The organism is Protofrankia sp. CiT1 (assembly GCF_917627335.1).
Classification (GTDB): Bacteria; Actinomycetota; Actinomycetes; order Frankiales; family Frankiaceae; genus Protofrankia.
The window spans coordinates 20,126-35,632 of the sequence record NZ_CAKJTP010000010.1 but is presented as its reverse complement, the minus strand read 5'-3'; the positions used below and the strand labels follow the sequence as shown (position 1 = coordinate 35,632).

The 15,507-nt window shown below is 67.5% G+C and carries 11 protein-coding genes; 6 read left to right on the top strand and 5 right to left on the bottom strand.

Annotated features, from left to right (window positions below; translation table 11 throughout):
- Positions 1-1,311: HAMP domain-containing sensor histidine kinase (locus MJ785_RS03390; RefSeq protein WP_239380025.1), on the bottom strand; the 1,311-nt coding region annotated here is incomplete at its 3' end.
- 233 nt (positions 1,312-1,544) lie between these two features.
- On the opposite strand from MJ785_RS03390, the gene MJ785_RS03385 reads away from it, so the two are divergent.
- Entirely contained in the window at positions 1,545-1,916 is a 372-nt protein-coding gene (locus tag MJ785_RS03385; protein WP_239308562.1) for a thiamine-binding protein, read from the top strand.
- Between the two features lie 174 nt (positions 1,917-2,090).
- Positions 2,091-3,092 (top strand): tetratricopeptide repeat protein, encoded by a 1,002-nt coding sequence (locus MJ785_RS03380; RefSeq protein WP_239308563.1) that lies wholly within the window; start codon positions 2,091-2,093, stop codon positions 3,090-3,092.
- Between the two features lie 108 nt (positions 3,093-3,200).
- On the opposite strand, the gene glgB is transcribed toward MJ785_RS03380, so the two are convergent.
- The 4 genes from glgB to MJ785_RS03360 form a co-directional block, all read right to left on the bottom strand.
- The gene (gene glgB, locus MJ785_RS03375) at positions 3,201-5,552 is read right to left on the bottom strand and encodes a 1,4-alpha-glucan branching protein GlgB (RefSeq protein WP_239380024.1); all 2,352 of its coding nucleotides are present in this window, start codon (positions 5,550-5,552) and stop codon (positions 3,201-3,203) included.
- Between the two features lie 289 nt (positions 5,553-5,841).
- A complete protein-coding gene (locus MJ785_RS03370) occupies positions 5,842-7,194 on the bottom strand; it encodes a phosphotransferase (RefSeq protein WP_370652859.1) in 1,353 nt (450 codons plus the stop codon).
- 136 nt (positions 7,195-7,330) lie between these two features.
- A complete protein-coding gene (gene treS, locus MJ785_RS03365; protein ID WP_239311756.1) occupies positions 7,331-9,052 on the bottom strand; it encodes a maltose alpha-D-glucosyltransferase in 1,722 nt (573 codons plus the stop codon).
- Positions 9,053-9,054: 2 nt separating this feature from the next.
- Positions 9,055-11,034 carry an alpha-1,4-glucan--maltose-1-phosphate maltosyltransferase gene (locus MJ785_RS03360; RefSeq protein WP_239311771.1) on the bottom strand — a complete coding sequence of 660 codons (1,980 nt, stop codon included), beginning with the start codon at positions 11,032-11,034 and terminating at the stop codon, positions 9,055-9,057.
- A 503-nt stretch (positions 11,035-11,537) separates the two neighbouring features.
- Here MJ785_RS03360 and MJ785_RS03355 point away from each other — a divergent pair.
- From MJ785_RS03355 to MJ785_RS03340, 4 genes are all read left to right on the top strand, one after another.
- Positions 11,538-12,113: a TerD family protein gene (locus MJ785_RS03355; protein ID WP_239311758.1), complete on the top strand. Its 576-nt coding sequence runs from the start codon at positions 11,538-11,540 to the stop codon at positions 12,111-12,113.
- 381 nt (positions 12,114-12,494) lie between these two features.
- Positions 12,495-13,649 carry a DUF475 domain-containing protein gene (locus MJ785_RS03350; protein ID WP_239373216.1) on the top strand — a complete coding sequence of 385 codons (1,155 nt, stop codon included), beginning with the start codon at positions 12,495-12,497 and terminating at the stop codon, positions 13,647-13,649.
- A gap of 83 nt (positions 13,650-13,732) precedes the next feature.
- Entirely contained in the window at positions 13,733-14,416 is a 684-nt protein-coding gene (locus tag MJ785_RS03345; RefSeq protein ID WP_239311762.1) for a Tellurium resistance, read from the top strand.
- A 184-nt stretch (positions 14,417-14,600) separates the two neighbouring features.
- Positions 14,601-15,488: a nucleotide exchange factor GrpE gene (locus tag MJ785_RS03340; protein ID WP_239380022.1), complete on the top strand. Its 888-nt coding sequence runs from the start codon at positions 14,601-14,603 to the stop codon at positions 15,486-15,488.
- The last annotated feature ends 19 nt before the right edge of the window (positions 15,489-15,507 follow it).

The following is a 15,507-nucleotide window of genomic DNA, read 5'->3' as shown; positions in this document are numbered from 1 at the left end:
GAGAGCGGCCCGCGGCACCGTGACGGTGTCCGCGCCGAGGGAGTTGCGCAGTACATGGGTGACCATTGTTCTGGTCGCGGGATCGCCGCTGATGTGCACGACGCGGAGATGGCCGGCGGGCCGCGACGCCGAGCCCGCTCGTGCGGCCGGGACGGCCGGCACCGGAGCGAATCCGTCGTAATCGTCGTGCCCGTGCCCGTGCCCGTGCCCGTGCCCGTGCCCATGCCCGTATTCGTACCCGTCGAAGTCGTCATCGCTGTCGAAGCGGACGTCGATGGTGTCCAGAACGACCGCGAAGACGCTGCCCACCCCGAAACGGCTTGCCGCGGTCAGGACACCACCCATTGCGGTTACCAGCGCGTGTGACAGCGCAAGGCCCAGTCCACTGCCCTCAACGCCGGTTCGTTCGGCTCCGAGGCGCTCAAACGGCCGGAACAACCGGTCCATGGCTTCGGGCGGGAGGCCGTTGCCGTCGTCCTCGACCTCAATCCGGACCCGGGCTCCGGTGACGGGAACGATACCCACCCGCAGGGTGCCGCCCTCCCGCCCGTACTTCAACGCGTTGCCGACCAGGTTGAGCAGGACCTGCCACAACCTGCGGCGGTCAGCGTCGGCGACCAGCGGCTCGGCTGGCGAGATGACACGGCGGATGCCGCGTTGTTCCGCGAGTGGTTCGACCAGTTCGACGACGCCCTGGACGATTTCCAGGACGTTGACGGGCCCCTTGTTGATGTCCCCGCGCCCGGCCCGCAGCCGGGCCAGATCCAGTACGTCGTCGATGAGGGCCTGCATGTGCCTGCCGCCGGTGATGATGCGCTCCACGTCCTCGTGCAGCTCCGCTGGCAGTGGCTCGAGCTCCAGCAGCTGGGCGAAGCCCAGCACCGCGTTGAGCGGGGTGCGCAGTTCGTGGCCGAGCCGTGCGATGAACTCGTCCGTGGCCCGGGACTCCCGTTCGGCCGCCTCCCGGGCGCGGATGTCCTCGGTGTCATTCGCGACGATCACTACTGCGCCGGACGGGTCGACCCGTACCGACACCAGATACGGCGCCACGTTGCCCGCGGCGTCAACGAGGTCGACGCTTCCGCGCCACTGCCCGGCGCGGGCCAGCGCCCGCGGCACGACGTCGCGCAGCCGGACCTGTGACGAGGGATCGACCAGATCGGCCAGGTCCCTGAGGTGGACCGGCTCCGTGCCGGCCAGCCGTTCACCGAGAAAGGTTCTGGCCGCGGCGCCGGCATCGAGCACACGACCGTCCGCGCCGACCACCACCACCAGGCTGGTCAGCGCGTCGAGGAGGGTCCGTGGAACCACCTATGCCTCGTCGCCCCGTGTTTTCCACTCCACGGCGGGCAATGGTAGGGCGTGCCGTCAGGGAGCGTTGTCCCGGGTTTGGTTGAAGCCTCGGTTGTGCCGTCCGTGGATTTATGATGTCGCGGACCGTAGCATTTTTCTGGCGGAGCGGCCAGTGGGAGATCATGGTTTCCGCGGCGTGCCCAACGCACCCGGGCGACTGGCCCTCGCGGGCCGCGTGGTAGGTGTGAGCCATGCTTGTGGCGTTCAGCGTGACACCGATCGGGACGGGTGAGGATGTCGGCGGCCTGGTCGCCGAAGCCGTGCGAGTGGTGCGTGCCAGTGGCCTGCCCAACGAGACGACCGCGATGTTCACCACGGTCGAGGGGGAGTGGGAGGAGGTCATGCCTGTCGTGCGACGAGCGGTGGACGCGGTTGCCGCCGGATCCGGCCGGGTCAGCCTCGTGCTCAAGGCCGACATCCGTCCCGGGGTCACGGACGCGCTGCGGGCGAAGGTCGCTTCGATCGAGCAGCGGCTGGCCGAGCCTGGCCCCGCCGATGCCCCGACGGGTCTCCCGCGTCCCCCGGGGGCTGCGGGAGACGCGGGCGGGCGGCGGGGAACATAGCGGCAGGGAACACGACTGCCTGTCCCAGGGTTCTTGCCTGGTCGGTGGAGCCGGTCCGGCGGGCCCGGGTCTACTCGGATCACGACATGCACGCATCGTAGGCGCCTGCCACGTAGGCCATGTCCGGTTTCGCTGTTCAGATGCAACGATGGAGTCATGCCACGGAGGTCAACCATGTCACCTGGGTCCCGTTCGTCACGATCAGTACCGCCGGGGTCGAGAAACGCAGCGGCCGGGGATCCACGGCTTCCCAGCGAGCTCGCCAGTCTGCGCTTTGCCGGCGCGGTCCCGCTCGACCCCAAACCCGCGCCGTCGCGATCCTCGGCGGGCGCCGCGAGCACCCGGCCCGGCCCGGCCCGCACCGGGTCCGCGTCCGCGGGGCAGCCCGTCGTCTTGGACGTCACCGAGGCGACGTTCGAGACCGAGGTCCTGCAACGGTCTTTGCAGACCCCGGTGGTGGTCGATTTCTGGGCGGCGTGGTGCGGCCCGTGCAAGCAGCTCAGCCCCGTACTGGAGCGGCTGGCCGAGGCCGACGGCGGGCGCTGGGTGCTCGCGAAGGTCGATGTGGACGCGAACCCACAGCTTGCCCAGGCCGCCGGCGTCCAGGGGATCCCCGCGGTCAAGGCGGTCGTCGGTGGCCGGATCATCGGTGAGTTCACCGGCGCGGTTCCCGAGCCCGAGGTCCGGGCGTGGCTTGACCAGCTGCTGGCACTGGTCGACGAGGCGGTCACGGGCCTGGCGGGCGGGCCGGCGGAGGCCGCGGCCGACGCGCACCACAGCGCCGCTGAGGAGGCGCTCGCCAAGGGCGATCTCGACGCCGCGGCCGACGCCTACCGCAGCCGGCTGGCCGAGGCCCCCGGCGACGCGGATGCGACGCTCGGGCTCGCCCGGGTCGGGCTTTTCCAGCGGGTGGCCACGATCGACGTCACCGGGTTGCGCGCCCGGCTGTCGGCCGACCCCGACGATGTCGAGGCGGCCATCATGCTGGCCGACGTCCTGGTTGCCAAGGGCGAGGTCGAAACGGGCCTGACCCGGCTTGTCGGCGTTGTCCGGCGGACCGTGGGCGACGAACGGGAACGTGCGCGAGCACATCTGGTCAGCCTGTTCGAGGCACTGGGCGATTCCGAGCCGGCCGTCGCGCCCGCGCGCCGCGCGCTGTCAGCCGCCCTCTTCTGATCATTGAGGATGTGGGCGTCGCCAGCTTCCGCCTGCCATCGGTGACAGCTCCGCCGCGTTGGGTGGCGTGGCGGAGCTGTCCGTACCCGGCCGGTCGCTTCTCCCCGGTCAGCTCTGGCCGCTCTGGCCGCTCTGGCCGTCGCACTCGTAGGCCAGCCAGAGGGTGGCCAGCGCGGGCAGGGTCAACCGCACGGATGCGGGCTGGCCGTGATGGGCTGCGTCGATGGCGACCACCGAGCCCAGGTTCCCCAGACCGCTGCCCACGTAGTCGGTGGCGTCGGTGTTGAGGACCTCGCGCCAGCGGCCGGTGAACGGCAGGCCGAGCTGGTAGCTGGAGTGCGGCACACCCGCGAAGTTCGTGACGCAGGCGAGCACCGTACCGGCCGGCCGGCCGGCGGATGTCGAGCCGCTGCCAGCCCAGCGGAGGAATGAGAACACGTTGTTCTCGGCGTCGTTGGCGTCGATCCAGGAGAACCCCTCAGGAGAGGTGTCCTGTTCCCACAGGGCGGGTGTGGCACGGTAGATCCGGTTGAGATCGGTCACCAGCGTGGACACGCCGCGGTGACAGGCGTCATCAAGGTGCCACCAGCCCAGCGAGCGCGCCTCCGACCACTCGGCCTCCTGGGCGAACTCGCCGCCCATGAACAGCAGCTGCTTGCCTGGGTGCGCCCACATGTACCCGTAGAGCGCACGCAGGTTGGCAAGCTGCTGCCAGCGGTCACCGGGCATCTTCTGGAGCAGGGAGCCCTTCCCGTGCACCACCTCGTCGTGGCTGAGCGGCAGGACGAAGTTCTCCGAGTAGGTGTACATCATGGAGAAGGTCATCTGGTGATGGTGGTAGGCACGGAACACCGGTGCCCGCGACAGGTAGTCCAGCGTGTCGTGCATCCAGCCCATATTCCATTTGAAGCCGAAACCCAGGCCACCGAGATGGGTCGGTCGGGTGACACCGGGCCAGGCCGTCGACTCCTCGGCAATCATGATCGCGCCTGGGGCACGCCGGTAGACCGTGGCGTTGGTCTCCTGAAGGAAGGACACGGCTTCCAGATTCTCCCGGCCACCGTAGATATTGGCCACCCAGCCGTCGGCGGGCCTGGAGTAGTCGAGGTAGAGCATGGACGCGACAGCGTCGACCCGCAGCCCGTCTATGTGGAATTCCTCGAACCAGTACACGGCGTTCGCGACCAGGAAGTTGCGTACCTCGGGCCGCCCGAAGTCGAAGACGTAAGTTCCCCAGTCGGGCTGTTCGCCGCGCCGCGGATCGGGATGCTCGTACAGCGGTGTGCCGTCGAAGCGGCCCAGCGCCCAGACGTCGCGGGGGAAGTGCGCGGGAACCCAGTCCATGATGACGCCGATGCCGGCCTGGTGCAGCTGGTCGACGAGATGGCGGAAGTCGTCGGGATCACCGAAGCGCGACGTCGGGGCGTAGTAGGCGGACACCTGGTAGCCCCACGAGCCGCCGAATGGATGCTCAGCGACCGGGAGCAGCTCGACGTGGGTGAACCCCAGCTCCCGCACGTGGTCCACGAGTTCGTCGGCGAGTTCCCGGTAGGACAGTCCCTTGCGCCACGACCCCAGGTGCACCTCGTAGACTGACATCGGCGCGGCGTGCCACGGGGTCTCGCGGCGGCGCGCGAGCCATGCCTGATCGCCCCAGGTGTAGTCGGACTCGAAGACGATGCTCGCCGTGGCCGGTGGGTTCTCGGTGTGCAGCGCGAGGGGATCGGCCTTCTGCCGCCAGACACCGTCGAAACCGAGGATCTCGTACTTGTAGCGGCAGCCGCCGCCGATGCCGGGCACGAACAGCTCCCACACGCCCGCCGCCCCCAGCGAGCGCATCGGGTAGGCGCGACCGTCCCAGAAGTCGAAGTCACCCACGACCCGGACGCCCCGCGCGTTCGGCGCCCACACGGCGAAACCGACTCCGTGGATCTCGCCGGTTGCGCTCGGGTAGCACCGTACCCGCGCGCCGAGCGCCTTCCAGAGCTGCTCGTGGCGGCCCTCACCGATGAGATGGCGGTCCATCTCCCCGAGCGTCGGCAGGTAGCGGTAGGGATCGTCGACGACGTGGGTGGCGTCGCAGTAGCCGACCTCGAGGCGGTAGTCGGGGACCGTGCTGGTAGGCAGCGCCACGGCGAACACCCCGCCGCTGTGCAGCCGGGCACATTCGTAGCGTTCACCTTCGGTGAGGACGGCGACGCTCACCGCGTCCGGCCGCAGCGCCCGCACGATCGTATAGTCGCCACGGGGATGGGCGCCGAGGATACTGTGTGGATCATGATGCGCGCCGCTCACGAGCCGGTCAAGATCGGCATTTTCGGCGAGCAGGGACAGGACGGGACACTCCTGCTGCTCAGCTGTTGCGACGCGCGGGGAACGGGTACTGGTGGACTCGCTATCGGAAAGATCGTGCGGGTGGTCCTGGCCAGGACCACCCGCCGCGTCGTCGGTGTCAGTCATGGACAACACGCCATCCTTAGAGGCTCCGGCAATAGGACTGTCCGGCTCGCGCCGCCCGGGCGGCGCCTCGCATCATCGCTCCCCATCCATCGCCGCGCGATGCACGGGGTACCCCGGCTCGTCGGTCGATGCTCCCAGCACCAGGGCGCCTTTCTCCGCGGCCTCGCGACGTATCCGCCTCGCGACGTATCCGCCTGGCGGCCGGCATGCCCCGACGGACCTGCCGGATCGGTTCCGCCAATCCGGCAGGAACCCCGACGTCCGGCGGCGGCCACCTGGTCAACGACAGTCATCCGCTCGTGCTCGTCAGCCGCTCGACCGAGCTGAGCGGAATCGGCAGCCACGACGGCCGGTGCCGTGCCTCGTAGACGACTTCGTACACGGCCTTGTCGAGCTCGAAAGCCCGCAGCAGAACGGCATCCTCACGCGGGTCGTACCCGCCGCTGCCGGCGTACCCGGCGCAGAAGGCGTCACGGTTACGCGTTGCCCATTCCTGCGCGCGGTAGCTCAGCGCGGACTCGCCCTCCCGTTCCAGCAGCATCGACTGGGCCGCATAGTCGAACGACCGGAGCATACCGGCTATATCACGATGAACGGGCTGCAGCGCCGTGCGGTCGGCAACCGGACGTGCTGGTTCTCCCTCGAAGTCGAACAGCACCCACCCCGAGTCAACCCGCAGGACCTGGCCCAGATGGTAGTCCCCGTGAATGCGTTGCAGGTTGACCGAGCGCCCGCGATGGGCGAGTTCGTCGAACGACCTGCGCAGCCCGGCTTCGAAAGATCGTAGTTCCGCCACGGCGTCGATCGCGTTGTCCAGCCGGCTGTGCATGCGTGCCGCTTCCGCCCGGACGCTCCCGGCGTCGCTGACCGCGCTGGGCAGCGTTTCCGCGAGCAGGCTGTGTACCTGCGCGGTCGCGGCGCCGAGCCGTTCGGACTCGGCCGCGAAGTCACCGCCGACCTCGTCGGCGTGCAGGTCCGCTTCGGCGTAGAGGTCACGGACGCTGGCGAGGGCGAGCCGCCAGCCCTCGGTGCCGCTACGCAGAAATTCCTGCATGAACGCGAACGTGGTGGTGACACCGTCGAGGCTGCCGTCCAGCCAGGAGACCGGACGGGCCACGTGCGGGCTGCCGGCGCCGGCGAGCATGCGGGTGATCTCCAGATCCGGGTTGCTCCCGGCCCACAGGCGTCGGAAGACCTTCAGGATGTAGGCATCACCGTAGACGATCGAGGTGTTGGACTGCTCGGCCCCCACCGCGTGGGCGGGCAAGGTAGCCAGCTCCTCCAGCGTGTACGGCACGAGATCGCCGTGTGGCTCGCGGCCCTGGATGAACGCCAGCAGGGTGGCGCTGCCGTCCGGGTCGTGCAGGCCGTCGTACACCAGCCCGTCCGCGGACTTCCCGAGCAGGAAGGTCTCATGCCCGTAGGGCGCGTCCGGTCTCGTCACCAGCGGTACCTGGTAGCGATCGAGCAGGCCGTGATCGGCATAGCGGACTTCGATGACAAGATGCCGGAGCAGCGCGGACAGCCGCACATCCTGGATGATGCGCAGACCGCCCCAGGCCCGCCCCTTGCCGGCGAACCAGCGCTGCCGTGGCAGCCAGGAGGTCAGCAGGTCGACCAGGTCAGAATCGTCGCCCGCCATCATCGCTCTCCCGTGCGTCATCGCCGGCCCCCGCGGAGCGGCCAGAGCCCGCGGAGCCACCGGCCGCGCACAAGAAAAGATCGCGCGCCCGGAGCTCCGGCGGACATCCATTTTGTCGACCTTACGTGCTGGTCCGTCAGGGGGTGAATGCCCCCGGCTGGGTGAGCGCGAACCAGTAATGCCCGTGTCCGGGCAAGGTCAGCAGATACGGCAGCTCGCCGATCGGCGGGAAGCGCACGCCGCCCAGCAACTCGACGGGAACCAGCCCGATGAACCTGCGCAGATCAAGTTCGACTGGCTGCGCGAAACGAGAGAGGTTGGCCACGCACAGCACCCGGTCGTCGCCGAACTCCCGCACAAAGGCAAAGACGGACGGATTGGACGCAGGTAGCTCCTCATAGCTGCCGAGGCCGAAGACGGGATGCCTCTTCCGCACTTCGATCATGCGCCGTGTCCAGGAGAGAAAGGACGTCGGCATCCGCTGCTCGGCCTCGACGTTGAGCGCCTGGTAGCCGTAGACCGGATCCATGATGGGCGGCAGGTAGAGCCGGGCCGGATCGCCGGTCGAAAAACCGGCGTTGCGGTCCGGTGACCACTGCATCGGAGTCCGGACACCATCGCGGTCGCCCAGGTAGATGTTGTCGCCCATGCCGATCTCGTCGCCGTAGTAGATGACAGGCGAGCCCGGCAGCGACAGCAACAGCGCGGTGAAGAGCTCCATCTGGTCACGGCTGTTGTCCAGCAGCGGCGCGAGCCGCCGGCGTATCCCGATGTTCGCCTTCATACGCGGGTCCTTCGCGTACTCGGCGTACATGTAGTCGCGTTCCTCGTCGGTGACCATTTCCAGGGTCAGCTCGTCGTGGTTGCGCAGGAATATCCCCCACTGGCAGTTCGGCGGGATCTCCGGCGTCTGCGCGAGGATTTCTGAAATCGGATAGCGGGATTCCCGGCGGACTGCCATGAAGATACGCGGCATCAATGGGAAGTGGAATGCCATGTGGCACTCGTCGTCGTTGCCGAAGTACTCGACCACGTCCGAGGGCCACTGGTTCGCCTCGGCCAGCAGGACCCGGTCGGCATATTTCGCGTCCACCTCCTTGCGGATCCGCCGCAGATACTCATGAGTATCGGGGAGGTTTTCGCCGTTCGTCCCCTCTCGCACGTAGAGGTAGGGGACCGCGTCCAGGCGGAATCCATCGATCCCGAGATCCAGCCAGAACCGGAGGACCTCGAGCATCGCCTCCTGGACGTCCGGGTTGTCATAGTTCAGATCGGGTTGGTGGGAGAAGAAGCGGTGCCAGTAGTACTGCCCGCGCACCGGGTCCCAGGTCCAGTTCGATTTCTCCGTGTCGACGAAGATTATCCGTGCGTCCGGGAACTTCTCGTCCGTGTCCGACCATACGTAGAAGTTGCCGTAGGGACCGTCCGGGTCAGCGCGGGAGGACTGGAACCAGGGGTGCTGATCGGAGGTGTGGTTCATGACCAGGTCCGCGATGATCCTGATGCCGCGCCGGTGGGCCTCGTCCACCAGCGTGACGAAGTCCCCGAGGTCGCCGAACTCCGGCAGAATGCGGAAATAGTCGGCGATGTCGTAGCCGCCGTCCCGCAGCGGTGAGTCGTAGATCGGCAACAGCCACAGGCAGTCGACCCCGAGCCAGCTCAGATAGTCGAGTTTGCCGGTGACCCCGCGAAGGTCGCCGGTGCCGTCGCCGTTGGAATCGGCAAAACCACGGATGAGGACCTCGTAGAACACCGCCCGCTTGAACCACAGCGGGTCGCGGGAAAGCTCCTCGGCGCGGCTGCTCGAAGCCGTGCCGCCAGCGGTTGCGCTGCCGGCACGGGAGCCGTTGTCATTCATCCTCAGCGCCGGATGATGAAGATATGGGCTGGTTCCGTCGCCGGATCCAGTCGGACGTAGTTCTCGTGCCCCCACCTGTAGTTCGCCCCGCTGATCTCGTCGTGAATATCGAATGTGTCCCACCACTCGAGGCCGAGGGCGGGCATGTCGAGACGAACGGTCGTCTCCCGGGCGTTATGGGCGTCAAGGTTGACGACGATCAGGACGCGATCGTCGTCCGGTGCCTGCCCGGTCCGCTTGGAAAAGACCATGATTTCGTCGCCGTCCGCGTGGTGAAAGCGGAGGTTGCGCAGCCAGTGCATGGCCGGATGTTCCTGCCGTATCCGGTTCAGCATGGTCAGATATGGTGCCAGTGAACGTCGGGCGGCTTCGGCGCCGGCCCAGTCCCGAGGTCGGTACTGATATTTCTCGGAGTGCAGGTAGTCTTCGCTGCCGGCCCGGAGGGGAATGTTCTCGAAGAGTTCGTACCCAGCATAGACCCCCCACGCCGGGGAAAGCATCGAAGCCAGCACCGCGCGAATCTTGAAAGCTGCCTCACCGCCGTCCTGTAGATACCCCGGAAGAATGTCGGGGGTGTTGACGAAGAAATTTGGCCGCATGTAGTGTGCGGTCGCCAGCAGTTCCCGCCCATAGGCCTCCAGCTCAGCCTTTGTGTTGCGCCAGGTGAAGTAGGTGTAGGACTGGGTGAAGCCCACCTTGGCAAGCGCCCGCATCATGTGCGGCCGGGTGAACGCCTCAGACAGGAACAGCACGTCCGGTTCGGTCGACTTCACTTCGGCTATGAGCCACTCCCAGAACTGGACCGGCTTCGTGTGGGGATTGTCGACCCGGAATATCCGCACGCCGTGCGAGGTCCAGTACCTGACCACACGAAGCACCTCGTGGTAAAGCCCGACCGGATCGTTGTCGAAGTTGAGCGGGTAGATGTCCTGGTATTTTTTCGGCGGATTCTCCGCATAGGCGATGGAGCCGTCGCTCTTCATGGTGAACCATTCCGGGTGCTGCTTCGCCCACGGGTGGTCCGGTGCGCACTGCAGGGCGAGGTCGAGAGCGATCTCCATACCCAGTGCCCGGGTCTGGGCGACGAACTCGTCGAAGTCCTCGATCGTGCCCAGTGCCGGGTGGACGGCATCGTGGCCACCGCTCTCGCTGCCGATCGCCCAGGGTGAACCGGGATCGTCGGGACCCGCGACGAGAGTGTTGTCCGGACCCTTGCGGTTGACCTCCCCGATGGGATGAATCGGCGGCAGGTAGACCACGTCGAAGCCCATCGCGGCGACGGCGGGCAGCCGCCGCGCCGCGGTCGCGAAGGTTCCTGAGCGTGGTGGATCCAGACTCGCCCCTTCGGAGCGCGGAAAGAACTCGTACCAGCTTCCGAACAGCGCTCGGGGACGGTCCACCCAGACCCGGTAGAACGGTGAACGGGTGACGAGCTCCCGCAGCGGGCACCGGTCAAGCAGGGCGACCAGCGCCGGGTCGCATGCCGCGGCTATCCGCTCACGTGGGTGGGTGAGAGCATCATCACGTAACGCGTTGACAGCTCGCTGGATGTCCGCGCGGCGGCCTTCGGGGACCCCCGGCAGCGCGCGGAGCAACAGCCGGGCCCCGTCTTCGAAGTCGACCGCCAGCTCGTCCAGGCTCTGGCCAGCGGCCGTTTTGATCTCAACGGCATGCCGCCAGGTCGCCACGGGGTCAGCCCACGCCTCGATCCGAAAGCCCCACAGGCCTTCTGAATCAACCTGTACCTCGGCCTCGTAGCGGTCGGTTCCCGCGTCGACCGGCCGCATCCGCGTGAACGGGGTGCCGCGGCCATCCGGACCTGACAGCGCCACGTTGGCACCGATCAGATCGTGCCCATCCCGAAACACCGTCGCGGTGACGGTGAGGATCTCACCCTCTACCGCCCGCGACGGCCACTGTCCACACGATACGGCGGGGCTGATGTCAGAGATGACAACCCGGCCTATTGAGCGTCCGATCATCGCCGCGACCTTATCGAGGGGAACCACCTCTAGATACTCCGCCTCTTTTGTACCGGCTGGTGGCACCCCAACGTGAACAGCATGGGGCCACTGGGTGGGGTTGTGTTGGTGATACGGAGGCGGTCCGCCGGGCGAGGAGGATGTCGGCATCGGATCGAAGTCTCCATGTTGATGAGCGTTCCGGGTAGGCCTGTTGCCATGGGTGAACCGGCTCACCGTCGGTTTCCGGTCGGAGATACCCCCGCCGGCCATGCTCACGCGGGGGCGGGCTGCGGGGCGGCGCGACGGGGCCACGGCGTCCGGGTGTGCTCAGCTGTCTGGTGGGGAACCCTCGCGTGGTCCCGTTCGTCCCGGAGAAGACGGGCCCCGGTGACCCCATGTCGCCGTGAGCATGCGTGATCGAGTCCAGTAGGCTGCGTCGCGCTCGGTGCGGGGGACGACCAGGGCGCTGGAAGACCCGCGGCACAAGGACAGCCCCGATCGCAATGACAGCAGGAGGAGCAGTGGGAGTCAGCCTCAGCAAGGGCGGGAACGTTTCGCTGACCAAGGAGGCGCCGGGCCTCGCCAACATCGTCGTCGGCCTCGGCTGGGACGCGCGGAGCACCACGGGCGCAGATTTTGATCTTGACGCGAGCGCGATCGCGTGCCGGGCCGATGGCAGGGTGCTGTCGGACGGCCACTTCGTCTTCTTCAACAACCTCAAGAGCCCGGACGGCGCCATTGAGCACCAGGGCGACAACCTGACTGGCGAGGGGGAGGGCGACGACGAAGCAATTAACGTGAATCTCGTCAGCCTGCCAACAGAGATCGACAAGGTAGTGTTCCCGGTTTCGATCTACGATGCGGATTCGCGTCAGCAGAACTTCGGCCAGGTACGCAACGCGTTCATCAGGATCGTGAACGGTGCGGGGGGCGCCGAGATCGCACGTTACGACCTCACCGAGGACGCCTCCACCGAGACTGCCATGGTCTTTGGTGAAGTTTACCGGCACGGTTCGGAGTGGAAGTTCCGGGCGGTCGGTCAGGGCTACGCCACCGGACTTGCCGGCATCGCTCGGGACTACGGCGTGAACGTCTGATCTTCCCGCTGCCTCCGGCGCGGCCCCATCCCTGTTCCCAGTCCTGGCCCTGCTGTAGATGATCTTACCGCGGTGCTGGTTCGGGCCGTTACGATGCCTGGGTCGGGCCGTTCATCGGCCGGGTAGACCACGTGTACGTGATCACGACGCTGGGTGGCGGGCGAAGCCGTCCCACCCGGAGCTCGTCATGGCGGACCTGTCGGAATGCCCTGTGGTCCGACGGGTCCGCCGGGGCCTTCGTGCTCGCGTGCCCGCCGGCCCTGACAGCTGCCACCTGAACCTGCGGTTGACGTGATGCCTCGACGCTCCGGACCGGGGTCGAGGCGCGGTGGTGCTCCCGGCGCCGCGCCAGACCCGGTCCGGGGGGAGGTATCCGTCCGCGTGCACACCTTGCGCATTTTTGGTTGGTCACTGACGGTTACGGTAGTTGGTGTCGCTCTGGCGGGAGTGATCGGGGGCCCGCAGACCGCCGCGCTCGTCGCGATCCTCGCCGTACTCGAGATAAGCCTGTCCTTCGACAATGCTGTGATCAACGCGACGATCCTGCGCCGGATGAACGATTTCTGGCAGAAGATCTTCCTGACTGTCGGTGTTCTGATCGCGGTCTTCGGGATGCGCCTGCTGTTCCCGATCGTCATCGTCGCCGTCACCGCTCATCTGGGCCCGCTCGAGGTCTTCGACCTCGCGCTGAACAACCCGGACGAGTACGCGGCGCGGCTGGGGGACGCGCATCCCTCGATCGCCGCCTTCGGCGGGATCTTCCTCTTTATGATTTTTCTGGATTTCATGTTCGACCCCGAACGTGACATCCAGTGGCTGCGCTGGCTTGAGGAACCGTTGCGCAAGGCCGGCCGTCTCGACGTCCTGTCGGTCGTGGTCGCGCTTGTCGCGCTGCTCGTCGTGGCTGAGGTGTTCGCCGATCACGCGACCCAGCAGGTGCTGACGGCCGGTGTCGCGGGGCTTGCGACCTATCTGGGGGTGCGCGGCCTCGGTGAGTTCTTCGAGGCGCGTGGGGTGGGTGAGGAGCCGGACGAGGACGAGGACGAGGACAAGGCGGGTACCGGGTCGGCCGGTGCCCCGAACGGGGTGGTGCTGGCCGGCGGGAAGGCAGCCTTCTTCCTGTTCCTCTATCTGGAGGTGCTGGACGCCTCCTTCTCCTTCGACGGTGTGGTGGGTGCCTTCGCGATCACCCAGGAGATCTTCATTATCGCGGCCGGGCTTGGTATCGGCGCCATGTACATCCGTTCGCTCACCGTGTATCTGGTCCGCAAAGGCACCCTGCAGGAGTACGTGTACCTGGAGCACGGTGCCCACTACGCCATCGGCGCGCTGGCGGTGATCCTCGCTGTCAGCATCGAGACCGAGGTTCCTGAGATCATCACTGGTCTTGTCGGCGTCGGGTTCATCGCCATCGCGTTGGCGTCGTCCGTCCGCAACCGCAACCGCAACCGTGACAGGCAGCGGGCCAGCGGTGCCGGGGGACCTGACAGCGACCAAGACGAACGGCCGGGCAAGGTGGTGACGGCCCGCTCATAGCGTCCCAGGTCGATGACGCGAGGCGCCGTCCGGGCGGCGGCGACCACTAAGCTTATGTCACGACCACCGCAAGGGAGCGGGTTATGCCTATCGACTACAGCAAGCGGTCTGGCGGCCAGGAACCCAGCCCAGGGCGGGTGTCGCTGAGCAAGGTGACGTTGACCAAGAACACGCCTTCGGTCTCCCTGAGCAAGCAGGGCGGAGGTGATCGGCTACATGTCAACCTCAACTGGACAACCCAGGCAGGCGCGGCCACCGGGGGCCGGGGCGGCTTCCTCAAGCGCGTCCTCGGCGCTGTCTCCGGTGGCATCGACCTCGACCTGGCTTGTCTTTATGAGCTCTCCGACGGCCGTAAGGGCGTGGTGCAGGCGTTGGGTGACAGCTTCGGATCCTTTGCGGCGCCGCCGTACATCCAGCTTGACGCCGACGACCGGACCGGGGCTTCTAGCGGCGGGGAGAACCTGTTCGTCAACCTCGCCCGGGTGGGGGAGATCCACCGTTTGCTGGTCTTTGCCTTCATCTATTCCGGTGTCCCCAACTTCGACCAGGCGAACGCCGTGGTGACGCTGACCCCGGCCAACGGCGCGCCGATCGAGGTACGGCTGGACGAGCGGGCGGGCAACGCCAGGATGTGCGCGATCGCTCTGCTGACCAACTCCAGCGGTAACGACCTCGTGGTGAACCGGGAGGTCCGTTATGTCAGCGGTCATCAGGATCTTGATCGAGCGTATGGATGGGGTCTGAACTGGGCCCCGGGACGCAAGTAGGCGGCGGCACGCGATCATGAACCGTTCGGTGACGCCCTCTGCTGGGGATGACGGTAGGTACTCGATGTTCCGGCCACGCCAGGAGCCGGTGGCCGACGCGCCGCCCTGGTACCCGTTGGAGCCGCCGCCGTCCGGCAGCGGCCATTCGTCCACGGACGAAGCCGGCAGCGGGCCGGAGGATAGCGTGGCTGCTGAGGACGCCGCGGCCGTGGCGGGGGACGTGCCGGAAGAGGACGCGCCGCCCGCCCGCCCGCCCGCGGACGGCGTCCAGGGGAGCATGGATGGGGATACCGCTGTGGATGTCTCCCGCCGGGCTGGCCCTGCCGGGCTGGCCCGGCCGGCGCAGGCGCGGCCGCCTGCTGGGACCGACAGGCCCGACGAGCCCGACGCGACCGGAGATCCGGCCGGCCGGCGACCGTCGGGCGCGGGCGCTGTGCCGGTTGCGCTGGAGCTGGCAGAACCGGAGCCGGCACAGCTGGAACCAACGCAGCTGGAGCCAGCTGCGTTGGAGTGTTCTGATCCTGACAGCGGGGAGGCTCACGATGAGCCGGTCGCCGATATTGATCTTTCAATGTTGTCGGCAAGAGTCGCGAACCTGGCGGGCCTCACCGCCGTGAGCGCCGCGGCAACCGTGCGGCTGGACGAGCTCCACCAGCGGGTCGAGGAACTGGCCAGGCTCCGGCGCCACGATGCGGATCTGGTGGATCGCCTGCACGCCGAGAACACCCGGCTCCGGGCAGGCGAGCTGGCTGAGGCGATGGCGCCCCTGCTGCGCGGGCTGATGCGGCTGCACGACCAGATGACCAGCCTCGGCGCGGATGACGGCCAAAGCGTTGCGGGCATCCTGCGCAAACAGCTGCTGCAGGTGATGGACCTCGCCGCGGATGTCCGCCCGTATACCGCCGTGGTGGGGATGCCCTTCGATCCGGCCCGGCACACCGGGATGCGCCGGGTCGGCGTCGACGACCCCGGCCGCGATCGGACGATCGCCCGCACGCTCAAGCCCGGATTCGTCCGCGGTGAGTCGACGGTGGTGCGACCAGCCGAGGTGGAGGTTTTTCGGGCACACTGAAACCCGGCGGCGGTTTGTT